Source organism: Acinetobacter sp. KAM396 (genome assembly GCF_021602765.1).
GTDB lineage: Bacteria > Pseudomonadota > Gammaproteobacteria > Pseudomonadales > Moraxellaceae > Acinetobacter > Acinetobacter towneri_A.
Map to the genome: position 1 here is coordinate 49,764 of NZ_BPPH01000004.1, position 24,030 is coordinate 73,793.

Sequence of the window (24,030 nt, forward strand, 5' to 3'; positions counted from 1 at the left end):
TCAAAAAGCTCTTTAGCGAAAATTTTCTATCCCTGTTTTTAGTTTTTTTTAAATTAACATCGTAGAGCTGATGCTAAAGTCACAAAGAATGGGACTTTTAGCTCCCATTTTTTTATTTTGGTTCATGTTCTTTGCGATGCTGTGACCTTTTAGAATTATGTTTCAAATTTTAGCCACTTTGTAGATATTTTGAACGTTTCAAGCCTTGAAAATACTACAGACAGTTTAGATTAAACTGCCTTTACAGACTGTACTAGAATATTTTTAGTGAGCAGATGATATTTATTATTCATTATTTAGGAATTATTAAATCCTATAAATATCATTTATTGGATTAATTTACTTTGGTACTGTGCATATCATCCCCCAGTTAAGAATAAGGAACAACTATGAATAAGATGATGAATGCTCTTATCCTAGAAAATTTTGGTGATCATGAATTTAAACGTGTAGAACTCCCTATACCTCAACCAGAGGCTGGGCAAGTTCTAGTACGTGTTCATGCGAGTGGTGTAAACCCTATTGATTATAAAATTCGTCTTGGTGAAGCACCATATGCTATGCCAGAGCTTCCTGCCGTGTTGGGAACGGATATGGCTGGGGTTGTAACTGCTGTTGGTGAAGGTGTCACCCACTTCAACGTCGGAGATGAAGTTTACGGTCTGATAGGTGGCGTTCGTGGTCTTCAAGGATCTTTAGCAGAATATGTTGTAGCAGATGCTGATCTGATCGCATTAAAGCCACGCAATATCTCTATGCGCGAGGCAGCAGTACTACCATTGACGTTCCTCACCGCTTGGGAAGGTTTAGTGGATAATGCGAAGGTCCAACCAGGGCAAACTGTACTGGTTCAGGGTGGTGCTGGTGGCGTTGGCTATATGGTGGTTCAGCTTGCAAAAGCACTTGATGCAAATGTTTGGGCGACTGGTCGTACAGCTGATCAATCACTGATTTCAGAACTCGGTGCAACACCTCTCGATTACACAACAGCATCTTCCGATGACATTATTGCTGCAAGCCCTGAGGGTCAAGGTTTTAACATTGTTTACGACACTGTGGGTGGTCCAGTACTCGAAGCTTCACTTTCCATGACAACTCACTATGGCCACATTACCAGCTGTGCTGCATTTGGTAATCATAATTTAGCGAGTTCATCTCTACGGTGTGCCACAGTGTCTGGCGTATTCGTCCTAATGCCGATGTTAACAGGCAATCGCCGTTCTCATCATGGTGATATCCTTAAGATCGCGACTCGTCTCGTTGAGGAAGGTAAACTGCGTCCTATTGTTGATCCTCGTCATTTTACTCTAGACCAAGCGATTGAGGCTCATGATGCTGTTCAAGATCGCTCTGCCAATATTAAGGTCGTGATTGATGTCATTTAACGCACTTCAGGCCAAGACTTGGCGCTTCAATAGTATTGGAGATACAGATGTTCTGACATTAGAAACACTTCCTGTTGCTTTACCAGCAGCAGGAGAAGTTCTAATCCAGATGAAAACGATCGGACTCAACCGGGCTGATGTAATGTTTCGGCGTGGTACTTATATTCAAAAGGCAGTATTCCCTTCTCGTCTGGGATATGAGGGAGCAGGCATAGTTCTGGCAATAGGTGAAGGTGTACGCCAATTTTCTCCAGGAGATGCAGTATCGATTCTTCCGACTGACAATCTAGCCAAATATGGGACATATGCGGACAAGCTTCTGATTCCAGAAACTTTTTTAGTTCACAAACCCGATAGTTTAAGCTGGGAAGAAGCTTCTTCAATCTGGATGCAGTATTTAACGGCTTGGGGTGGTGTAATCCATGCTGGTGGAGTTTCGAAAGGAAAAACTATCCTGATCACAGCAGCTTCAAGTAGCGTAGGACTAGCTGCGATACAGATCGCTGAAGCAGCGGGTGCTAAGGTCATTGCAAGTACACAGACGATAGAGAAAAAGCAACGTTTACTGGATCTCGGTGTTAAAGATGTTATAGCCACTGAAGATGAACCAGATTTGTATGAGGCGCTTGTTTTACGTTTAGGTTGAGAACATCTTGATGTCGCCTTCGATGCTGTAGGAGGGCCTCATATTGAACAGATTGCAAAAGCGATGTCTGTAGGAGGAACGATGGTTATGCATGGTGCACTTAGCCCTGAGATCACACCATTTCCGCTTAAAGTTGCATTACGCAAGAGCTTAACCATGCGAGGTTTTTTGTTCCTTGAGGTTTTGCATGACCCTGTTCTAAGGGAGCAAGCCAGACGATTTATTCTTAGCAGTATAGGTGCAGGATATCTTCGTCCAGTGATCGACCGTTGCTTTAACTTTGAGGACATGCATGACGCTCAGCGCTATCTTGAATCAAATCAGCAAATAGGAAAAATTGTTGTTACTCTAGATACATGATGGTCTTATCTGATTCATGTTTCTATATGGCTCAGCACTTCCACTAAGTAATCAAACAATGCTCGGATTCGCAAAGGTGTCGGGCCCCGCTGTGGACGATATAAATACAGGCGCCAAACAGGAGAGGTTTCCTCATGAAGTATCTGAATGAGCTTACCACTCCTAAGCCACGGCAAAACTAGAAATCCAGGCATGTGTCCGAATCCGACTCCAGCGAGAATCGCTTGAAATTCAGCTTCAAGATCATCTGTAATAAAACGGGGATTTGATGGCGTAAAGCTTCGACTTTCGGTGAATGTCCATGGCCAGTAACGCCCTGTTTTATGATCGACTAGTGCTGTTAGAGGGTATTTATCAAGATCAATAATTTTTTTAGGCATTCCGACCTTATCAATTAACTCTGGCGTACCCACAGAATAAAAGTTCACTTTAGCCAATTCCCTTGCCACATATCGATTGTCCGGCAAAAATCCAAATCTGATCCCGATATCTATCCGCTCATCGATCACATCCGAGTGTGAATCTGTTAGCACACAATCCACGACAATATCTGGATAACGTGTGGCAAATTCTGCTAGTGCGGGTACTACCAATTTGCGCCCTAACACAGACGACACAGTAAGACGGACAGTCCCACGCATTTCATCTCGTTTTTCCTTGGTGTCTTTTACAAACAAAGCATCGATCGATCCCACCGCAAAACGTGCTTGCTTTGCCAGACGCTCACCATCAGCGGTAATTTTAATTTGTCGAGTACTCCTGTAGAACAGAATCTCTCCGCGCTGCTCTTCTAGCTCTTTTATTGCCCGTGTCACTAGCTGCGGGGAAATACCCAGCTGAGTTGCTGCCTCTTTAAAATTTCGAGACTCTGCTGCGACACAAAAGATACGCATCATTTCCAATTTGTTCTGCATGTCCAATCCTGTGTTATGGTAATTATTCCGTAAATAGGAATTCTGAAAGATAATATTATTCATTTATTATACCTAATAAGGCTGTAATACTTAATCCATCAAATATGATTGACAGATAAGTTGAAGGTTACTTGTATGAATAATATAGAAAATAAAGTTGTTGTTATCACTGGTGCAAGTAGTGGTTTAGGTGAAGCTACTGCTCGCTTACTTGCTAAAAAAGGTGCAAAGGTTGTACTTGGTGCTAGACGTACTGAAAAATTAGAGGCTATTGTTCACGACATTCGTGCTGAAGGTGGTCAAGCTGAATTTATTGGTATGGATATAACCAAACCACAGGAAGTACAAGCACTTATTGAAAAGGCATTAAGCGCATTTGGTCAAATCGATGTATTGGTAAACAATGCTGGATTAATGTCTATTGCACCATTAAGTGAGCTAAAAGTTGATGAATGGGATCGTATGATCGACATTAATATCAAAGGTGTTCTTTATGGTATAGCAGCTACCCTACCTGTTTTCCAAAAACAAAACTTTGGACACTTTATTAATCTCGCATCTGTTGCAGGGATAAAAGTATTTAGTCCAGGAGGTACTGTTTATAGCGGTACTAAGTTTGCTGTAAGAGCCATCTCTGAAGGACTTCGTCATGAAGTTGGGGGAACAATTAGAACGACGACTATTGAGCCTGGTGCAATTGAGTCAGAACTAAAATTTGGTTCTTCTCATAAAGAAAGTTCAGAGTTTGTTACCGATTTCTACAAACAAGCCATACCAGCTGACTCAGTCGCTCGTGCAATTGCTTATGCAATTGAACAGCCTGCGGATGTAGATATTAATGAAATTGTTTTACGCCCAACGAGCCAAGAGTTTTAATGATTGAATAACATAAAATGGGAGCACCTCGCTCCCATTTTTACTATATTTTTTAAATTTAAGGACAAATCTATGAAAGCCGTATCGTATGTTATAAATAACCATGATGATTTTAAAAATTCATTGGTAGATATTGAAAAAGCGAAGCCTACGCTTAAGGAGCGTGATGTACTGGTAAAAGTTCAGGCAATCTCTGTGAATCCAGTTGATACCAAAGTGAGAAAAAATTCGTCTGAAGCAAATAATCGTATTTTAGGTTGGGATGCCGTTGGGGAAATTATCGAAGTTGGCTCAAAAGTTACCTCGTTTAAAGTAGGAGATTCTGTTTGGTATGCTGGCGATTTAACCCGAGATGGTAGTAATGCTGAGTTTCAAGCAGTCGATGAACGAATTATCAGTCTTAAACCCATTACAGTATCTAATGCAGAAGCAGCAGCATTGCCATTAACTGCTATCACGGCATGGGAAATGCTGTTTGATCGGTTTCAAATTTCAGAAACAGAAGTTGGCAGTATTCTAATTATTGGTGGTGCAGGCGGTGTAGGATCAATCGCTATCCAACTCCTAAAAGCAAAAACAAATCTGACCGTTATAGCAACAGCTTCACGTGAAGAAACGAAATCTTGGGTGGAATCACTTGGTGCCGACCATGTTATTGATCATAGCAAAGATTTAAACGAACAAATCGAAGCACTAGGCATTGCAAAACCAAAATACGTATTCTCTACAAATCATACAGAAACATATATCAAGCAAATAGTTTCTCTGATTGCACCACAAGGCAAGCTTGGATTGATCGATGATCCAAAAACATTTGATATTATGCCGTTTAAGACTAAATCTATTTCTATCCATTGGGAGTTGATGTTCACCCGTTCAATGTATGAAACCGATGATATTGAAAAGCAAGGTGAACTGTTGCAACAGGTTGCCCAATTAGTTGACCAGCAAAAAATTAGAAGTACCCTCAACCAAAATCTAGGCAAAATTAACGCTGCAAACTTGGAGAAGGCGCATAAGTTGCTTGAATCAGGTAAGTCAAAAGGCAAAATTGTACTAGAAAACTTCTAAAACAAACTCAAGGTGAAATAATGACTATTTCAGTAATTGCGAACATTAAGGCAAAATCAGATCAAAAAGAGACGTTAGAAGCGCTTTTAAAAAGTGTAATAGAGCCTACGCTTCAAGAAGAAGGATGCTTGAAATATGAGCTTTATATTAGCGAAAATGACTCGAGTAGATATTTCTTCTTAGAAGAGTGGCGTAGCAGAGAGGATTTAGATATCCATATGACCTCTGATTATATTCAAAGTTTATTTGGTAATATCCAATCGCTAATTGAATCAAGTGATATTGTAGAAATCAAAAAAATATAGCTGTATTCGGACGTTATGATGAAGTACTCTTCAAATTAACATAGAGACTTAGAAAGCTAAAAAAATGGGAGCTATAAGCTCCCTTTTTTTGAGACTGTAAATTAAGGCTTATGGTATGAATTCTTAAGCTGTGTTCAGCGACCGCTGATCAAATTCTTAAGAAATTTGCATCGTAATCAGAATCATATTTCTGACAATAAAAAAACTGAATGAATTACATTCGGTTTTTTACTGTGATGAACTTACATCTCTGCAATCACACCTAAAATCCCAGTAATAATCATTTCAATCGCAATAGTACCAATCAGTAACGCAGATAATCGACCCACAATATCCACATAACGGTCTATATATTTGGCATGCTTATACCTGAGATGATCATGCGCAAACTTCATCAAAATCATTAAACTACAGGTTAGCGCCAAGGTGAGGAAAATTACCAGCGCAGCGCCACTAATGGGCAAAGTCATGCCTGTTACCACGGCGGCACTAATCGTCCCCGGTCCAATCATAAAGGGCATAGCAATGGTACCTGCCAAATGTTCAGGTGCTCCCCGCATCTCACCGATGGTGTCTGCACCTTGAAACACATAGCGATAACCAATCACCAAGAAAATAAGCCCACCAAAGATTTGAAATGCCTCAAACCGCACATTCAAATATTTGCTGAAAATAGCTTCACCACCCCATGCAAATAGCATAAATACCGCATAAGCAATTAAACAGCCTTGAATCAGGGCTTTATTAAACACTTTAGCTTCTGAATTACGAATCATGCCAATCATGTAAATGCTCATCAGAAATGGATTAAGCAATGAAAAGAACAACGCAAAAGCATGTAAATATGAGATATACATGGTGTCCCCTGATTAACTTTGTGGGTCTGGAAATAACGGACGATTTCCAGGACTGATTCGGTTTATATGTAAGAAGGTCATATGTCGTTCGTATCTGTCTAGAATGTCATTAATAACTTGCTCTTTGGTGTAACCAACCAAATCATTACCTTGTGAACCTTCATAAAGATAGGTTTCCAAACGAAAATAAAACCGTTTACCCAACTTACCACGTTCACTAAATGTGGGTGCGATATAACGTACTGGCCAAATTTGATAAACAAAATTCTGTTCTTCTTCCAGATGAATAATCAAATCTAAATGATATAAAGTTGGATCTTGCTCTAATGCACTTTCCTGCACGTCAATATTCACGCCTCTTTTTTGCATTTCCTCTGCGACGGCTAGCACGGCGGGGCGGCATATTTCATCCAACATGCGTTTGGTATCGCTGGTTCCAGGATGATGCATGACCCGTGACAAGCGTTTTTTCCAGTTCAGAATATCTACATTACCCACCACAGGAGCTGCATTTAAACTGCTACTGGCTTGTCGATAATCTTCAAGTCTTAAAGATTTATATAAACCTGCCATCACCAAGAACATAACAAAACTAAAAGGCAACCCCATGATAATAGTTGCATTTTGCAAAGCAGTAATTCCATTGGTCATCAACATGGCCAAGGTCAGCAAGCCAATGGCAACAGCCCAAAATACACTGAGCCAGCGTGGTGCATCATGGTCGACATTGGTAAATTGTGTGGTGAAATTCCCTAAGACCAATGCACCTGAGTCGGCTGAAGTCACATAAAATAATAACCCTGTAATGGTTGCGATGCCTGCAATAAAAGGAAAATACGGATATTGAGCCAACAAGTCGTAGAAACCGTGTGCTGGATTGGCAATGACGGTTTGAGCCAATGCCAGATTTCCATCAAAAATCACATTGTGTAATGCACTATTTCCGAAAATTGACAGCCACGTTAGGGTAAAAATTAACGGGATGATTAAGGTGCCACTGACAAACTCACGAATGGTACGCCCACGAGAAATACGTGCAAGAAAGAGTCCCACAAAAGGCGACCAAGCCACCCACCAAGCCCAAAAGAATAGCGTCCAACTGTTCATCCATTCTTTAGGTTGCTGAAATGCAAAACTTTCCAAGGTCATACTTGGGAAACGGCTAATATAATCACCAATATTTTGTACAAAAGTATTCAGCAAAAATTCAGTATTGCCGAGGAATAAAATAAACAGCATCAAACCCACGGATACATAAATATTTACTTCTGAGAGTATGCGCAGACCTTTATTTACACCCGAAGTCACCGAAATAATGGTCATCACTACAGCAACACCAATTAGGGATGCCTGCATCCACAGATTTTCAGGTAAATCGAACAGTACATGCAAACCGTAATTGAGTTGCACTACACCAATACCGCAGGTGGTCGCAATACCGAATATCGTCCCGATTACCGCGGCAGTATCCACACTATGTCCGATCGGACCATGAATTTTTTGACCAAAAATCGGATAAAGCGCGGAACGGATGGTGAGTGGCAAATTGTAACGATAGCTGAAATATCCCAGTGCCATGCCAATCAAGGCGTACATGCACCATCCTGTCAGGCCATAATGGAATAAAGTCCAGACCATACTTTGGCGTGCCGCTTCAAAGGTCTGTCCCTCACCTACTGGTGGATGCATATAATGGGATAAAGGTTCAGCGACCGAGAAGAACATCAAATCGATACCAATCCCTGCTGAAAACAGCATGGCAGACCAACTGAGTAAACTAAATTCGGGTTTGGAATGTTTGGGGCCGAGCTTAATATCGCCATAGCGTGAACAGGCAATAAAAATCACAAACACCATATACAGTGTGGCAGCCAGTAAATAGTACCAACTGAAGGTGGAACTGACCCATGCCAAAACTGCATTCAGCGTTTGATTGGCGAAGTCATTAAACAAAATGGTGGTAATTGAAAAAATTAAAATAATGAGAGCTGAAATATAAAAGACCACACCATTTAAACGGTCTTTTGGCGCTAATGTTTGATCATCAACTGCTCTTGGATTATCTGTTGCCATACAATCCTCAAGGAAGTAAATATACGTTGAAAATCAATTTTTAAACTTCTCGCTGTCGAGAGCTTAAAAATCGACAAGTGCTATACGACAGTACTTTTGCCTCCGACAAAAATGCTATCTTCGTGTAACCGAATGCTTAGCTAGAATATAAAGATGTGTGGCAGTGTAACAAATTCCCTGTATTTGCCCTGCTTACACAACCAATTCCAACATGAGAACGACATAAATAAACGGTTCTTCTCCTTAAACTCAATTTTTGTAGAAGCTTTTAGGTGTTGTATCTGATGCTCCAAGCAAAAATATAAAAATTTACTTACACCGATATGCATTCATCCAAAGCAAACTACTAATCTACCTTCATGATAAATAAGAATTAATGCTAAAAAAATTGAGGTAAACCTTTGCAAAACTGCATTCAGTTTATACAACATGATACTTTTAATTGATTGAACGTTCAATCAATTAAAAGTATCATAAATAAATTGCTATGATGTTTTCCATGTCAATAATTGAATCTAACACCTTTAAATCTAAGGTAAATTTTCTGGATTATCATGAATAAACGTAGAGTTAAACCTGAGCATGAACGTCGTGAAGAAATCATTCGCGCAGCCTATGAGGTCATTTACGAGGTAGGTTTATCCAATACCACTATTGCTCAGATTGCAAAAAAAGCCCAACTTTCTACAGGCATTGTGAGTCATTATTTTGGTGATAAGCAGGGTTTGATTGAAAGCTGTATGCGACAAATGCTCTTTGTCTTACGTGAAACTGCGGCAACTTATAAAGCCAAAGTTAGTCAGCCCACACCAGAAAATTTAATTAAGGCAATTATTGATGCCAACTTTGACATCAGTCAGGTGAATCAAACAGCGATGCGTGTCTGGTTAGATTTTTGGTCGGCCAGCATGCACATGCCCGATTTAGGTCGCTTGCAGCGAATAAATGACCAACGTCTTTATTCAAATTTAAAATTTCATTTACTGCAGATGATGTCCAAAGACCAAGCCAGCCATGTCGCCAAAGGTCTTGCTGCTTTGATTGATGGTCTTTGGTTACGCGGCAGTTTAAGTGGTCATCAAGCATTTGATCGTGACTTGGCACGTTCTATTGCATACGACTATGTCGATATGCAACTTCGCTTAATACAACAGATACGGCAGGAACAGCAAAATGAATGATGCACAATTACATCAATTGTATATCCATGGACAGTATGTCAATGCAACTAGTGGTAAAACCTTCGATACGATTAACCCTGCTACAGGTCAAATCCTTGCGAGCGTGCAGCAAGCCAGTCAAGCCGATGTAGATGCGGCGGTTAAAAGTGCCCAACAAGGGCAACAAGTTTGGGCTGCCATGACGGCTGTTGAACGGGCACGTATTCTGCTTCGTGCCGTGGATATTTTACGTAAACGTAATGATGAGCTTGCCCGTCTAGAAACGCTCGATACGGGTAAAGCATATAGCGAAACCTCTAGTGTCGATATTGTCACTGGCGCGGATGTTCTCGAATATTATGCAGGTCTTGCAACTGCGATTCAGGGCGAACAAGTACCCCTGCGTGAAAGTAGTTTTTTCTATACCCGTCGCGAACCCTTGGGCGTTGTCGCGGGTATAGGCGCATGGAACTACCCTATTCAAATTGCACTGTGGAAATCTGCACCTGCCTTAGCTGCGGGGAATGCCATGATTTTCAAACCCAGTGAAACTACCCCACTGACGGCCTTTAAGTTGGCTGAAATTTATACCGAAGCGGGTTTGCCTGCTGGGGTCTTTAACGTGGTTCAAGGGCTTGGACATGAAGTCGGTCAATGGCTGACTGAACATCCAGAAATTGCCAAAATTTCCTTTACAGGTGGCGTGGAAACAGGCAAAAAAGTCATGTCCAGTGCTGCTGCATCTAGTTTAAAAGAAATTACCATGGAACTCGGCGGCAAGTCTCCACTGATCATTTGCTCTGATGCCCCTCTTGACCGCGCTGCCGACATTGCAGTGATGGCAAATTTCTTTAGTTCGGGTCAGGTGTGCACCAACGGTACGCGTGTCTTTATTCCACGCCACCTAAAAGTCGAGTTTGAACAGGCTGTACTCGAACGTGTTAAACGTATTCGTGTAGGTGACCCAATGTTGGCAGAAACCAATTTTGGTCCGCTCACCAGTTTCCCACATATGGAAAAAGTCTTGTCTTATATTGAATTGGGCAAACAGCAAGGTGCGACACTTTTAATTGGGGGGGAACGAGCGACCTCTGCGGAACTGGCTCAGGGCGCTTATGTCATGCCAACTGTTTTTACAGACTGTCATGACGACATGCGAATTGTACAAGATGAAATATTTGGACCTGTGATGAGTCTTTTGACTTATGACAGCATCGAAGAAGTCATTCAACGTGCTAACCAGACCCCTTATGGTCTAGCAGCAGGGGTTGTAACACAAGATATCTCGCAGGCACACCGCATTATTCACCAACTTGAAGCGGGCATTTGCTGGGTTAATACTTGGGGCGAATCCCCTGCTGAAATGCCTGTCGGGGGCTATAAGCAATCGGGTGTGGGACGTGAAAACGGTTTGTCTACTTTGCAACATTATACCCGCATTAAATCCATTCAAGTCGAATTGGGCGATTATCACAGTATTTTCTAAACGCTAAATACTGACATTTATTCTTTATTTTTCTGTTTTTACATCCTCAACTCAACATGTTGCCACGCTCTAATCCGGCGTTGTACTGCCATAGAAAAGGATCATTATGCATTCTACTCACTACGATTATATTATTATTGGCGCAGGCTCTGCGGGTAATGTTCTTGCCGCTCGTTTAACCGAAGATGCCGATGTCTCTGTTTTATTACTAGAAGCAGGCGGACCTGACTACCGACTCGATTTTCGTACCCAAATGCCTGCTGCACTGGCTTATCCACTGCAAGGGCGACGTTACAACTGGGCATATCTGACCGACCCCGAACCGCATATGAATAACCGCCGCATGGAATGTGGACGCGGCAAAGGTTTGGGTGGATCGTCACTGATTAATGGCATGTGCTATATCCGTGGCAATGCCATGGACTTAGAACAATGGTCGACTTTAAAAGGTTTGGAAAACTGGAGCTATGCCGATTGCTTGCCTTACTATCGCAAAGCAGAAAGTCGTGATATTGGCGCCAACGACTATCATGGTGAACATGGACCTGTAAGCGTTGCGACACCGAAAGCCAATAATAATGAGCTGTTTCATGCCATGGTAGAAGCTGGCGTACAAGCAGGTTATCCACGTACAGATGATTTAAATGGCTATCAACAAGAAGGTTTTGGTCCTATGGATCGAACCGTCACGCCCAAGGGTCGACGTGCTAGTACAGCCCGCGGATATCTGGATATGGCAAAGCAGCGCCCCAACTTGACCATCATGACGCATGCCACCACCCATAAAATTCTGTTTAGTGGCAAACAAGCAATTGGGGTGGAATACCTGCAAGGTGCAAATCGGCAACAGTTACATCAGGTCTATGCGAATAAAGAAGTTTTGCTCTGTGCAGGTGCAATTGCATCTCCGCAAATTTTACAACGTTCAGGTGTAGGCTCTAGCGAGTTACTGCGTGATCTAGATATTGAACTTGTCCATGATTTACCTGGTGTTGGGGAAAATTTACAAGACCATCTGGAAATGTACCTGCAATATAAATGCACAAAACCTGTTTCGCTCTACCCCGCCTTGAAATGGTATAACCAGCCTGCCATTGGTGCCGAATGGTTATTCAATGGAACTGGGATTGGCGCCAGCAACCAATTTGAAGCAGGGGGGTTTATTCGCTCTTCCGATGAATTTTCTTGGCCCAATATTCAGTTTCATTTCCTGCCTGTTGCGATTAACTACAATGGTAGCAACGCAGTCAAAGAACATGGCTTTCAAGCCCACGTCGGTTCTATGCGCTCACCCTCGCGTGGACGCATCAAATTAAAATCTAAAGATCCATTTGAACATCCAAGCATTCTGTTTAACTATATGTCTACAGAGCAAGATTGGCGCGAATTCCGCGATGCTATTCGGATTACACGTGAAATCATGCAACAACCTGCATTAGATCCTTATCGCGGTGAAGAAATTAGTCCGGGTAAACATTTAAGCAGTGATGCAGAATTGGATGACTTCGTACGCAATCATGCTGAAACGGCCTACCACCCTTCTTGTAGCTGCAAAATGGGCGAAGATGAAATGGCCGTGGTCGATGGTCAAGGGCGTGTGCATGGTCTGCACAATTTACGTGTGGTTGATGCCTCTATTATGCCGTTAATTATCACAGGGAATTTGAATGCTACAACCATTATGATGGCTGAGAAAATTGCCGATCAAATTCGTGGACTACCAGCATTAGCTCGTTCCGATGCAGGTTTTTATCAAGCCCGTTCATCTGCATAACTTTCTCACACTCATCAGCAATCAGACCACATTACTTCAATGAATTAATGTGGTCTTTTTAATTCTTTGTATCTTTAAGTGCAAAAAATTTATTATAAATCACTGAAATTAATAAAAATTAAAATAATCATCACTCAAATTTATATACATTATATCTACATTTATAATAAAAATTATATAGTCAATACTTATTTCGTCTAAAATGGCAACCGATTAGAAATGTCTAGTTAAACTAAATGCTACATTTTTCTTAATGTTTAGAATTCATGTATTTCACTCCCTCTCTTCTAAACTTTTAGTTTACGACCATTTCTGTCACCCTCTTTTTTATATTTTGTTGCTCTCTATTCGCTCTAAAGCGATACAAAACACCTGCTCACAAGGTCAAAATCGCATGAAAACTTTTTTAAAATACCTCGCGGTATTTATCGTACTGCTTTTGCTTGCAGTGTTGATTTTTTTATTCCGTTCAACTGCGTCTAAAAAAATTCAAACCTCAAATGATGAACCTGTTGTTGATGCCGTTTTAGTTGGTGGGGGCATTATGAGTGCAACCTTAGGCACTTATCTCACCGAACTGGAACCGAACTGGAAAATCCGCATGTACGAACGACTCGATCAAGTTGCTCAAGAAAGCTCGAATGGCTTTAACAATGCGGGTACAGGTCACTCAGGCTTTATGGAAATGAACTATACCTCTGAGAAAGACGGTAAGATGGACATTACTAAAGCGGTACAAGTGGCTGAACAGTTCGAAGTTGCAAAACAGTTCTGGTCTTACCAAGTTAAACAAGGTGTTTTAGGCGAACCAACAAGCTTTATTAACCCTGTTCCGCACATTGCTTTTGTCTGGGGTGACAATGTTAATTTCCTAGAAAAACGTTATGCCGCAATGGTTCAAAATCCAATGTTCTACGGCATGAAGTTTTCAGAAAATCCTGCTGAAATTAAACAATGGGCGCCATTGGTCATGAATGGTCGCGATACTGCGCAAAAAGTTGCTGCAACCCGTATGGATGTTGGTTCAGACGTCAACTATGGTGCGATTACCACGCAATTGGTTAATCACCTAAACAAACAACCCAACTTCAAATTAGAAACCTCAACAGAAGTCACGGGCATTAGCCAAAATGATGACAAAACTTGGACAGTTTCTTTCAAGAATTTGAAAACAGATGCAACTAACCATGTGAAAACACGCTTCGTATTTATTGGTGCGGGCGGTGCTGCAATTAAATTATTGCAGATGACTGATCTTCCTGAATCTAAGCAATATGCAGGTTTCCCTGTGGGTGGCGTGTTCTTGATGACCGACAACCCTAAAGTGACTGCTGGGCATACAGCTAAAGTATATGGTCGTGCTGAACTCGGTGCACCGCCAATGTCTGTTCCACATATTGATACGCGTTATATTGATGGTAAAAAATATGTGTTATTTGGACCATTTGCGACCTATTCAAACAAGTTTTTGAAGCAAGGTTCTCAGCTAGATTTATTAAAATCGACCAACAAAAACAATGTCTTACCTATGACCGCTGTCGGTTTGGAAAATCTGGACTTGGTTAAATACTTAGTGAGTCAGGTGATGATGACGGATGAAGATCGTTTCAATGAACTGAAAAAATACTATCCAGATGCAAAACCTGAAGATTGGCGTTTAAGCCAAGGCGGTCAACGGGTACAAATCATCAAAAAAGAAGATGGTAAACCAGCCAAACTCCAATTTGGTACAGAAATCTTCGCTTCTAAAGATGGTGCTGTAACGGCCCTACTGGGTGCATCACCTGGTGCTTCGACTTCACCCTACATCATGTTGAGTTTGCTTGAAAAAGCCTTCCCACAACAAGTACAAGGTGAATGGAATCCGAAATTACATGAAATTGTAAAATCGTACCAACAAGAGTTAAGCACAAACCCTGTGTTACTTGACCAAGTACGTCAATACACCAGCCAAACTTTAGGATTGAAATATACGCCTATGGCGCAAGCAGCAAATGATTCAACACCTGCTCTAAGCAAAGCGCAATAATTTCTTTTCTATCGGAAGGATGAACTACGGTTCATCCTTTTGCTTTTCATATTATTCCTATCTTTGTTTATGTCTTATCTTCAGTCTGAAGCTTTTATTGCTTTTCGTTGTCGTGATTTCTCTTTACTAAGCCTCAATCAACTTTGTTTGGTGCTTGCTGTGGTCATGCAGGAAGTCGCGATTGGTTTTGCACTTTATCAAATAACCCAAGATCCGCTCAGTTTAGGCTTCATTGCCGTCGTAGAACTGCTGCCTTTTATTGGCTTGTCTTTTTTCGGCGGGCATTGGGCAGATCGATATAACCGTCAAAAGCTGCTGCAATGGAGCTTTAGTCTGAGTAGCGGCATTCCGTTATTAATGATTGTTGTTTTTTATGTTTTCCAGACCAAACAGATTGAGCAAAACACGCTGCTCTGTTTAGTTTATTTTCTTATTTTTTGCTTAGGCATTTTGCGGGGAATATACAGCCCTGCATTTAATTCAATACGCCCATTTTTAATCTCTCGGCAAGCAGAAAACAATGCTTCCATGTGGACGACTTCGATCTGGCAATTTGGAGCCATTGCGGCTCCGCTATGTGCTGGATTATTACTGAGCCATGTGGGACTTGTTGCAACGTTAGGTATCATCTTTATGTTGAGTTGTATTGGCAGCCTTGCTGTTTGGCAACTCAGTCCACGTAGTTTTCCCATCTCGATACACGGCCAAGTGTTGCAAAGTTTAAAACATACTTTTAGATTTATGTTGCAACAACGTGTGCTGTTTTGGAGTATGTTATTGGATTTTGTGACAGCATTATTTTGTAGTGTTATCGTGTTGCTCCCAATCGTCGCTCACGATGTTCTGCATTTAGGTGCCGAAGGCTTAAGCTTACTAAGAGCAGCACCAGCTATCGGCACGGCTCTAATGATGGGTGTATTACTGCATTTTTCGCCAAGCCAAAAAGCTTGGCGCAATATGTTACTTGCCAGTATAGGAATTGCAATCACGACATGTGTATTTGCTTTATCGACATCACTATGGCTAAGTATCGCTCTGCTTATACTGATTGGCGCTTTAGATAGCATCAGTATGGTGATTCGCCAGAGTTTGTTACAGCAACTTCCTCCTCAAGACTTACATGGTCGTGTGGCGGCACTCAATGGGATATGGGTCACTACAGGCAACCACTTGGGTGCGTTAAACAGCAGTATGGCATCACGTTATTTTTCCATCACGCCTGCGATACTGATCGGAGGAAGCCTATGTTTAAGCATTTGTCTTTTCAGCTTTTTTCGTAATAGAGATTTACTCAAAACACCATCAAGTTATGAGAAGTATAAATACCTATAATAGAAAAATAGAAGCTTACACAAAATTTGCCCATACTTATTTCATGCGTAATGAGTTTAGATAAGGATTGATTTTATGGCAAAAACAACCGAATTAACTCACCGACTTTGCACACTCATTTATTTTGTGATCATCTTTGTCATCATGGCGTATTGTCTGCTGAATGCAATGTATACCGTGATTATTGGGGGTACGACATTCTATCTCTTTGCCAGTTTTCTACTGGTTCTACAGCTTATTTTTGCCTTGCGAACTTCGCTTAATAGTCGCATTTACGCCAGTTTAGGACTGGTATTGCTGATTCTAGGATTGTTATATAACCACGGGCTGGATTTTTTGAGTCATTTAAAAGCGATTATATTAATTCCAGCGCTCATGCTGACACTATTTGGTCTTGATAGTATATATAAACATCCAACTCGCTTGATGCTATTAAAAATTGGACTTGTGCAGGGTCTGCTGCTGCTGGCATATAGCCAATATTATGAGTTGGTTGAACTACAAAACTACTATAACTCGCTGCACAATGGTGAAACTTGGCAGCAATTTGGAGCGTTATAGATGATGATTGACCTTCTCCCTAACCAAAAGGCATAGCTATCTACACCTTTAGGCACTTAATGCCTACTGATGCGATGATGTCTTGATCTGTTCGCATGCAATCGGTTTTTTATCATTCTCACCCTCCGCATGATGGTGACGGGCGTTTCATCGGCAGGGATCACTTGCTTATGGTTCATTCCCTTGCAAAGCAGTGCTTCTCAGATAAGTGACTTTACGTATATTCAAACTCACTCAGGCTGGGTCTATACCGCCTTTATTATTGATGTGTTCTCACGAGCAATTGTTGGATGGAAAGTATCTACACGGATGAATACAGATATGGTGCTCGATGCACTTGAGCAAGCATTGCACGATCGAGGCATGCCAAAGAATGTGATTCATCATTCCGACAAAGGTGTGCAATATCTTTCCATTCGTTATACCAATCGTTTAGAAGCAGTAAATTTACGAGCATCAGTCGGTACGACTGGTGATTCATACGATAATGCTTTGGCTGAAACGGTGAATGGCTTATACAAAACAGAGGTGATTGAATATTTAAAAACAGATTGGCAAGGTTTAGCAGATGTACAACTTGCGACACTAAACTGGGTAGATTGGTTCAATAAAAAGCGTGTACACAGTGCACTGGGTTATGTATCGCCTTTTGAGTTTGAAGCAATGTACTATAATAAGATTAACCCGTTAGGTCATGTGGCCTAACTTAAATAAAAAAGTCTCCGACAAACCCGGTACGGTTCACTGCCGCCACGTTCCATAGACTTTGGAACATGAATAAAGCAACTAAGAGGCTAATCCACGTGGTAGAACGCATAATGTCGTACTGAAATAAAGTGACGCTATTGTAAAGCCTGGACTAAGTCTAAGGTCAAGTCTTTTTAATGACTATGTTCGTGTTGGTGTGGATGGCATTCATCTTCTTCAATCTGTAAAGTCACTTGTGTAATCCCATGCTCATGCCCCAATAACTCCACAGCTTTGTGGTATAAAGCTCTCTGATCTACATCGGGTGCAATCAAATGCGCTGTTAAATGCACATTTTTAGAAGTAATCGCCCAAACTTTCAGCTGATGAATGCCTTGTACACCCTCTAAAGCCAGCAAGTCATTACGTAAAGATTCAATATCAATTTCACTTGGCACACCTTCGAGCAAAATATTGATACTTTGTTTCAGTAGCACCCAAGTTCGAGGTAAGACCCAAAAGCCAATCAACACCGCAATAACGGTATCTACCCACATCCAACCTGTGAAATAAATCACAAGTGCGCCAATGATCACACCCACTGAGCCTAATGCATCACTGAGCACCTCAAGATAAGCCCCTTTCACATTTAAACTGTCTTGGCTGCTCGACACCAAAATTTTCATTGAAATCAGATTGATGATTAAACCCAAAGCCGCAACAATCAGCATGCCGAAGCTTTGAATTTCAGGTGGTTGACTAAAACGCTGATAGGCTTCATATAAAATGTAAATCGCCACCACAAATAACATCATGGCATTAAACAAAGCTGCCAAAATTTCAAACCGCTGATAGCCAAAAGTACGTTTATCATCGGCAGGCTTTTGCCCAATTTTGATGGCTGCTAAAGCAATGGCTAAAGCAGCGGCATCGGTAAACATATGCGCTGCATCGGACAGTAAGGCCAAACTTTGTGTGATAAATCCTGCAACCACTTCCACAATTAAGAAGGTGAACGTCAAGGTAAGTGCAATGGTTAATTTCTTGGCATTTTTTGCAGTCACTTCAACATGACTGTGATCATGGTTATGAGAACCACTCATGTAGGGCTCCTTATCATTTTATTTAACGAAATGCTTCAGCATTGAAATCGAAGCTATTATTAATTTAAAAATTACTCGATTCATCATACTCGGTTAAAACGATAAAATCATCTTTCATGTGAATTCGTCTTTATTTGCGGCGTTTTTTTCCTGCCAAAAAGTTCATGGCCTGCGTATAGCCTGTTGGTGTAATACGCTGTACCAGATCAATTATTTTGGCATCTGTTCGGCTTTGTTGTGGAAAGATTTCATAACTATATGATTTTAAAAGTTTTGATTATTTTTTGATCCAAAATTAAATTTATTTAAATCAGATGCTTACATATTTATGCAACAAAGCCTGGGCTAACTAAATTTTTTTAGCTTGGTTAGTTATTTTGTCAACTTAATATTTCACAAAAAATTCACTATTAAATACATACTCTTTACTTGGAAGTTAAATGCTGAAATTTATGACTGAAAAAAATTAGCCAATGCTTTCAAGTTAGATTAAGTAAATTGTACCAAATATAAATTTATATAGGTGTATTCTTCAATGGCTATAGAGTTTGTTTCAAAATCAAAACTACCGACTGCATTTGGTGATTTTGAAATTATAGCGTTTCAAGACCAAAGTACTGGTGAAGAACATATCGCTCTTGCTAAAGGCATGGGTACTATTTCTAATCAACCTGTACTCGTTAGAATTCATTCAGAGTGCTTAACAGGTGACGCTTTTGGATCACTCAAATGTGATTGTGGCCCCCAATTACATTCAACCATGAAAATGATTAATGATGCAGGTCAAGGTGTGATCTTATACTTGCGCCAAGAAGGTCGCGGCATAGGACTAACCAATAAAATCCGAGCTTACGCCCTTCAAGACCAAGGACATGATACTCTTGACGCCAATTTATTATTAAATTTACCAGCAGATGCTCGTAAATATGATATGTGTACCATTATGTTAGATTATTTAAAAATAAATAATGTAAAACTCATTACAAATAACCCCCTTAAAATTAAATCTTTAACTGATTTAGGAATTAATGTTGTTGAACGTATTCCTTTAAAAGTTGGTTTAAATATCTTTAACAAAGCTTATCTTGAAACAAAGCAAAAACGCATGTCACATCTATATGATAATAGTGATTTTTAAAAAGCGATCACTTTAAGAAAAAAATCCACGTATAAAGTTCCATCTCCCTTTCGGGAGAAGGTAAAGATAAAATATTGTTTTATATTAAATTATGGTTTTAAAGAAGATTTATGAAAGGTGCCTGACTATTCTTTATTTTGTCTCAATATCTGTGCAAAAACCGTCACTCTTTCTAAAGTCGGATTCATTCCCTTATTAAAAAAAGTATCGACAAGCGCTGAACCAATGATAATAAGATCTACTTTATTGGCTAGTGCTTTAACATGGTTTTCATTTTTGATTCCAAAACCAATTGCAACAGGAATATTAAAAATCGGCTTAATTTCAGTCATCTTTTTCTCAAGATTAGATAGATTGAAGTCTCCTCCTGTTAATCCATTTTCTGCAACATGATATAAAAACCCTGTCGCGCGCGCTGAAATTTGCTCTAACCTTTCAACTGGGGTCGTCGGCGCGGTCATTGCAATTAAATGCATATTTTTTTCATTTAATTGCACTTCAAAGTTTTCTCGATATCCATATGGAGCATCTAAAATCAATATTCCATCTATAAGATTTTCTGTTTCGGCGATAAGTGTCTCAAAACCATATTGCATCATCGGATTTAAATAAGTCATGAAAATTATTGGTGTCTGGTCATCATGCAGCCTGATTACTTTTACCAACTCAATGGTCTGTTTTACCGTTTGACCTGCATCTAAAGCCCGAAGATGCGCTGCCTGAATGATCTCTCCATCTGCCACTGGATCAGAAAATGGAATACCCACTTCAATAATGTCAGCCCCTGCTTGACCCAATTGGCTTAACAGACGACAACTTTCTGTAAAATTAGGATCTCCAGCAGTAAAATAACAGACCAGACCGCTTCGATTTTCCAGTTTCAATTGCTCTAATGTTTGATCTAGACGGTTCATGCTGTAGCTCTTGTAAGATATTTTTTGACCGTGTTTAAGTCTTTGTCTCCTCTGCCACTTAAATTGACAATAATGATCTGTTCTGGGTACATTTCTTGAGCAAGTTGAATCGCATATGCAATCGCATGAGAACTCTCAAGAGCAGGAATAATACCCTCCTGTTGGCTTAAAAGCTGAAAGGCATTTACCGCTTCTTGATCGGTGATCGCCGTATATATCACACGCCCTGTTTCAAAGAGAAGGCCATGCTCAGGACCAACGCCAGGATAATCTAAGCCAGCTGATATAGAGTGCCCTTCTAAAATCTGCCCATCTAAGTCTTGTAATAAATAGGTTAAATTGCCATGCAGCACACCGACTTGACCTTTGCAAATAGAGGCGGCATGTTCACCGCTATTTGTTCCTTTTCCACCCGCCTCAACGCCAAACATTTTGACATTCAGATCTTCTAGAAAAGGATGCATCAACCCTAATGCATTTGATCCCCCACCAACGCAAGCAACTAGAGCATCAGGCAGTTTATTTTCTTTCAGGAGTATTTGGTTTCTGGCTTCTAAACCAATCATTTTCTGAAATTCTCTGACCATGGTGGGATATGGATGAGGGCCTGCACCCGTACCCAATAGGTAATAGGTTGTATCCACATGATGAATCCAGTCACGTAATGCTTCGTTCATGGCATCTTTTAAAGTCCCACGACCTTTTTGAACACTTCTGACTTCAGCACCGAGTAACTTCATACGTTCAACATTCATTTGTTGGCGCTGAATATCTGTTTCTCCCATAAAAATGGTACATTTCATCTTAAACAGCGCGCAAACCGTTGCTGTTGCAACACCATGTTGCCCAGCACCCGTTTCCGCAATGATTCTGGTTTTACCCATAAATTTGGCTAATAAGATTTGCCCTACACAATTATTGATCTTATGCGCACCCGTATGGTTCAAATCTTCTCGCTTGAAATATATTCGAGCGCCGCCTGCATAAGCTGTTAGGTTTTTTGCATAAAAAAGAGGGCTAGGACGACCAACAAAGTCCGTTAAAATCTGCTGATATTCAGCCCAAAATTCAGGTTTGTGCCGAACTGTATTAAAGGCTTGCTCTAATTCTTGAAGTGCTGGCATTAAGCTCTCTGGCATGTAACATCCGCCAAATTTACCAAAAAATCCCAAGTCATCAGGACCATTACCTGTATAAGGGGTTGTCATCTCATATCTCTTTTACTATCAAAACTTGTTTGATCTTAAAATATTTTCATTTTTATGATAATTGATATATTTTGAACTTATGATGTTAGAAAATTTTACAACATGAAACGCAGAACATTACCTCCTCTTAATGCTTTAAAAGCTTTCGAAGCTGTCACCAGAAATAAAAGTTTCAGCTTAGCTGCCGAAGAATTATGTGTAACCCATAGCGCGATTAGCCATCAAATAAAGCAGTTAGAAGAATGGTTGGATAAAAAATTGTTTATTCGACATTCCTCGACCATCTCTCTGACGGCGGATGCCGAAGAATTGTCGCTCGTTTGTACGCAGCTTTTTAATCGTTTAGAACAATGCGTCTTTGAGTTAACAAATAAAACTTCAGAAGTAGAAGTTGTCATAGGCGCTTCTCATAGTTTTATGGCAAATTGGCTGATTCCCCGATTAGAAAAGCTCGAAGTCATTTATCCCAATATCCATATCAAATTAATGACATGTAATGAGTTAAAATTATTAGAAAAAGAGAAAGTTGACATATTGATCAATAGCATCAGTGAGAATCATCTACTTCCTAACTTTTTGAATAAATATCTGTTATTTCCCGATAACATGGGTCCTATTTGTAATCGTGAAATAAATCTTCTTCATTCCGTAAATGATCTTTTAAACTATCCATTACTTCATACCCACTCAAATAGAAGTGCATGGCATACATGGTTTGATCAGTTTCAAATAAGCTTTTGCCCAAAATCCAATGACCGTTATTTTGATAGTCTGAATTTAATGATAGAAGCTGCCGTGTCTGGGTTAGGAATTGCCATAGCACCTCAAATTCTAGTAGAAAAAGAAATGTTAAATGGAAAGATCATTGCCCCTTTTGGTTTTATCTATTGTGACTATAATTTTTATGCAATGGTCAGAAAAAATAATGAAAATCGTGATGTTATGAATATCATTAATTGGTTAATGGCCGAAGAAAAAAGTTAAACATTTAATCTTTGATTTGAAAAATTCTATTCAATTGCTCATCTATAACGTCTATTTCACATTCTATTCACGCTGTGCTGCCTAAGGTATAAACATACACTTCATACGGACACTGATGATGAGACTTGTAAAAACACTAATTGCTACAGCCTTATCCTTGCCGCTTCTGTTGTTAGCCGGATGTAAAAGTATTCCCAGTTATTCAGCCGATTACGCCCAATCCAGAAATGGTATTCAGGGGATAGCGCTGGATCAGGCTAAAGCTCAGGATATCGGCCTCCGCTTTACCTCAGCCTTTAATACCTTGGGCACACCTGAATTCGTTGAAAATGCTGGAGCACTGTATGCCGACCAGCTGTTTATTAACGATACGCTATCGCAATTTTCATCCCGTCAAAATCTACTCGAGCACTTTCAAGGCATGAACAAACGGGTCAGCAAGGTCAGCGTCAAGCTGTTAAACGCTTCTTATCATCAGGACTCTGCCTATGTGCACTGGCATATGGCCTATGATTTTAAATTGTTCGGCACGACCCGCAGTATGGACTCTTACGGTATCAGTGAAATCAAGATCAACGAAAACAACAAGATTATTTTCCAGCAGGATTTCTGGGACCCTGCGAATGGCCTGTACCGTTCCCTGCCTTATGTTGGAGGGGTCTACTCATGGCTACTGCCTTTCAAAAAATAGCGATTAGTACAGCGTTAGTGATGGGATGTAGCTTCTGTCCATGGGCACAGGCACAAAGCCTGAATCAATGCGGCAATGGTCCGCTGATGGTGGGTCAAAAACAGGTCGGTATGGCCAGTTATTTTGCCCAAAACTGTAGCCAGTCCTGGGAAAAACAAAATATACAGATGGACTTTTCCTATACACAGAATATTCCGGAATGGGCATTTAAGCGTGCGGCCACACATTTACTGAAACGTAATGTTAAAGACGCAAAAATACATGCTCTATTCAACCCAATCACCGATTTGTATCGTCCGGTCAGATCAGGCGACCTCTACCGTTTAAAATACAACCATGCTACACAGACCCTGAGCTTATCTTTGAACCAGCAAAGTTTAGGGCAGCTTAAACATCCTCTGGCACAACAATATTTTAATATATGGCTGGGTCCCCAGCCATTTAGTGCTAAATTAAAACAGCAATTATTAAATTAG

The 24,030-nt window shown here is 40.5% G+C and carries 20 protein-coding genes and 3 pseudogenes; 16 read left to right on the top strand and 7 right to left on the bottom strand.

What is annotated here, in order from left to right; all coding sequences use genetic code 11:
* Positions 1 to 389: 389 nt before the first annotated feature.
* Both L6C30_RS03840 and L6C30_RS03845 read left to right on the top strand, forming a co-directional pair.
* Entirely contained in the window at positions 390 to 1,385 is a 996-nt protein-coding gene (locus L6C30_RS03840) for a zinc-dependent alcohol dehydrogenase family protein (protein ID WP_204154959.1), read from the top strand.
* Positions 1,375 to 2,391, top strand: a pseudogene (locus tag L6C30_RS03845) (zinc-dependent alcohol dehydrogenase family protein). The gene L6C30_RS03840 and the pseudogene L6C30_RS03845 overlap by 11 nt, the downstream one beginning before the upstream one ends.
* Positions 2,392 to 2,405: 14 nt before the next feature.
* Here the strand turns inward: L6C30_RS03845 and L6C30_RS03850 are convergent.
* Entirely contained in the window at positions 2,406 to 3,305 is a 900-nt protein-coding gene (locus L6C30_RS03850; RefSeq protein WP_026438208.1) for a LysR family transcriptional regulator, read from the bottom strand.
* 135 nt (positions 3,306 to 3,440) lie between these two features.
* Here L6C30_RS03850 and L6C30_RS03855 point away from each other — a divergent pair, with 135 nt between their 5' ends.
* The 3 genes from L6C30_RS03855 to L6C30_RS03865 all read left to right on the top strand — a co-directional run bounded on the left by L6C30_RS03855 (position 3,441) and on the right by L6C30_RS03865 (position 5,557).
* A complete protein-coding gene (locus L6C30_RS03855) occupies positions 3,441 to 4,181 on the top strand; it encodes an SDR family oxidoreductase (RefSeq protein ID WP_236162438.1) in 741 nt (246 codons plus the stop codon).
* Between the two features lie 72 nt (positions 4,182 to 4,253).
* Positions 4,254 to 5,252 (top strand): zinc-binding alcohol dehydrogenase family protein, encoded by a 999-nt coding sequence (locus L6C30_RS03860; protein WP_236162437.1) that lies wholly within the window; start codon positions 4,254 to 4,256, stop codon positions 5,250 to 5,252.
* A gap of 20 nt (positions 5,253 to 5,272) precedes the next feature.
* On the top strand, positions 5,273 to 5,557 hold the full coding sequence (locus L6C30_RS03865) for a putative quinol monooxygenase (protein WP_062034206.1): 285 nt from the start codon (positions 5,273 to 5,275) through the stop codon (positions 5,555 to 5,557).
* Between the two features lie 242 nt (positions 5,558 to 5,799).
* Here L6C30_RS03865 and L6C30_RS03870 read toward each other — a convergent pair whose 3' ends face one another.
* Positions 5,800 to 6,414, bottom strand: coding sequence for a MarC family protein (locus L6C30_RS03870; protein ID WP_004976930.1), 615 nt, complete (start codon positions 6,412 to 6,414; stop codon positions 5,800 to 5,802).
* Between the two features lie 12 nt (positions 6,415 to 6,426).
* Positions 6,427 to 8,487, bottom strand: coding sequence for a choline transporter (locus L6C30_RS03875; RefSeq protein ID WP_236162436.1), 2,061 nt, complete (start codon positions 8,485 to 8,487; stop codon positions 6,427 to 6,429).
* Positions 8,488 to 9,041: 554 nt separating this feature from the next.
* On the opposite strand from L6C30_RS03875, the gene betI reads away from it, so the two are divergent.
* The 7 genes and pseudogenes from betI to L6C30_RS03910 form a co-directional block, all read left to right on the top strand.
* The gene (gene betI / locus L6C30_RS03880; RefSeq protein ID WP_236162435.1) at positions 9,042 to 9,668 is read left to right on the top strand and encodes a transcriptional regulator BetI; all 627 of its coding nucleotides are present in this window, start codon (positions 9,042 to 9,044) and stop codon (positions 9,666 to 9,668) included.
* The gene (gene betB / locus L6C30_RS03885) at positions 9,661 to 11,133 is read left to right on the top strand and encodes a betaine-aldehyde dehydrogenase (RefSeq protein WP_236162434.1); all 1,473 of its coding nucleotides are present in this window, start codon (positions 9,661 to 9,663) and stop codon (positions 11,131 to 11,133) included. Before betI ends, betB begins: the two co-directional genes overlap by 8 nt.
* 106 nt (positions 11,134 to 11,239) lie before the next feature.
* Positions 11,240 to 12,907: a choline dehydrogenase gene (gene betA, locus L6C30_RS03890; RefSeq protein ID WP_236162433.1), complete on the top strand. Its 1,668-nt coding sequence runs from the start codon at positions 11,240 to 11,242 to the stop codon at positions 12,905 to 12,907.
* 394 nt (positions 12,908 to 13,301) lie between these two features.
* Positions 13,302 to 14,936: a malate dehydrogenase (quinone) gene (gene mqo, locus L6C30_RS03895; RefSeq protein WP_236162432.1), complete on the top strand. Its 1,635-nt coding sequence runs from the start codon at positions 13,302 to 13,304 to the stop codon at positions 14,934 to 14,936.
* Positions 14,937 to 15,005: 69 nt separating this feature from the next.
* The gene (locus L6C30_RS03900) at positions 15,006 to 16,268 is read left to right on the top strand and encodes an MFS transporter (protein WP_236162431.1); all 1,263 of its coding nucleotides are present in this window, start codon (positions 15,006 to 15,008) and stop codon (positions 16,266 to 16,268) included.
* Positions 16,269 to 16,343: 75 nt separating this feature from the next.
* Positions 16,344 to 16,829 carry a hypothetical protein gene (locus L6C30_RS03905; protein WP_019837876.1) on the top strand — a complete coding sequence of 162 codons (486 nt, stop codon included), beginning with the start codon at positions 16,344 to 16,346 and terminating at the stop codon, positions 16,827 to 16,829.
* Positions 16,830 to 17,033: 204 nt separating this feature from the next.
* Positions 17,034 to 17,534: pseudogene (locus L6C30_RS03910) on the top strand (IS3 family transposase); the annotation flags it as partial.
* Between the two features lie 40 nt (positions 17,535 to 17,574).
* On the opposite strand, the pseudogene L6C30_RS14935 reads toward L6C30_RS03910, so the two are convergent.
* Positions 17,575 to 17,646 (bottom strand): annotated as a pseudogene (locus L6C30_RS14935) (cation transporter); the annotation flags it as partial.
* A gap of 64 nt (positions 17,647 to 17,710) precedes the next feature.
* Positions 17,711 to 18,619 (bottom strand): cation diffusion facilitator family transporter, encoded by a 909-nt coding sequence (locus L6C30_RS03915; RefSeq protein ID WP_236162430.1) that lies wholly within the window; start codon positions 18,617 to 18,619, stop codon positions 17,711 to 17,713.
* A 535-nt stretch (positions 18,620 to 19,154) separates the two neighbouring features.
* Here L6C30_RS03915 and ribA point away from each other — a divergent pair.
* Positions 19,155 to 19,757 carry a GTP cyclohydrolase II gene (gene ribA / locus L6C30_RS03920; protein ID WP_019837879.1) on the top strand — a complete coding sequence of 201 codons (603 nt, stop codon included), beginning with the start codon at positions 19,155 to 19,157 and terminating at the stop codon, positions 19,755 to 19,757.
* A 125-nt stretch (positions 19,758 to 19,882) separates the two neighbouring features.
* On the opposite strand, the gene trpA is transcribed toward ribA, so the two are convergent.
* Complete coding sequence (trpA, locus tag L6C30_RS03925; RefSeq protein ID WP_236162429.1) at positions 19,883 to 20,671, bottom strand: tryptophan synthase subunit alpha; 789 nt, start codon at positions 20,669 to 20,671, stop codon at positions 19,883 to 19,885.
* A complete protein-coding gene (gene trpB / locus L6C30_RS03930) occupies positions 20,668 to 21,879 on the bottom strand; it encodes a tryptophan synthase subunit beta (protein ID WP_236162428.1) in 1,212 nt (403 codons plus the stop codon). Before trpB ends, trpA begins: the two co-directional genes overlap by 4 nt.
* A gap of 102 nt (positions 21,880 to 21,981) precedes the next feature.
* Between trpB and L6C30_RS03935 the strand changes: the two genes are divergently transcribed.
* From L6C30_RS03935 to L6C30_RS03945, 3 genes are all read left to right on the top strand, one after another.
* Positions 21,982 to 22,863, top strand: coding sequence for a LysR substrate-binding domain-containing protein (locus L6C30_RS03935; protein ID WP_236162427.1), 882 nt, complete (start codon positions 21,982 to 21,984; stop codon positions 22,861 to 22,863).
* A gap of 118 nt (positions 22,864 to 22,981) precedes the next feature.
* Positions 22,982 to 23,554 (top strand): nuclear transport factor 2 family protein, encoded by a 573-nt coding sequence (locus L6C30_RS03940; protein ID WP_171065058.1) that lies wholly within the window; start codon positions 22,982 to 22,984, stop codon positions 23,552 to 23,554.
* Entirely contained in the window at positions 23,530 to 24,030 is a 501-nt protein-coding gene (locus L6C30_RS03945; protein WP_005177287.1) for a chalcone isomerase family protein, read from the top strand. The genes L6C30_RS03940 and L6C30_RS03945 overlap by 25 nt, the downstream gene beginning before the upstream one ends.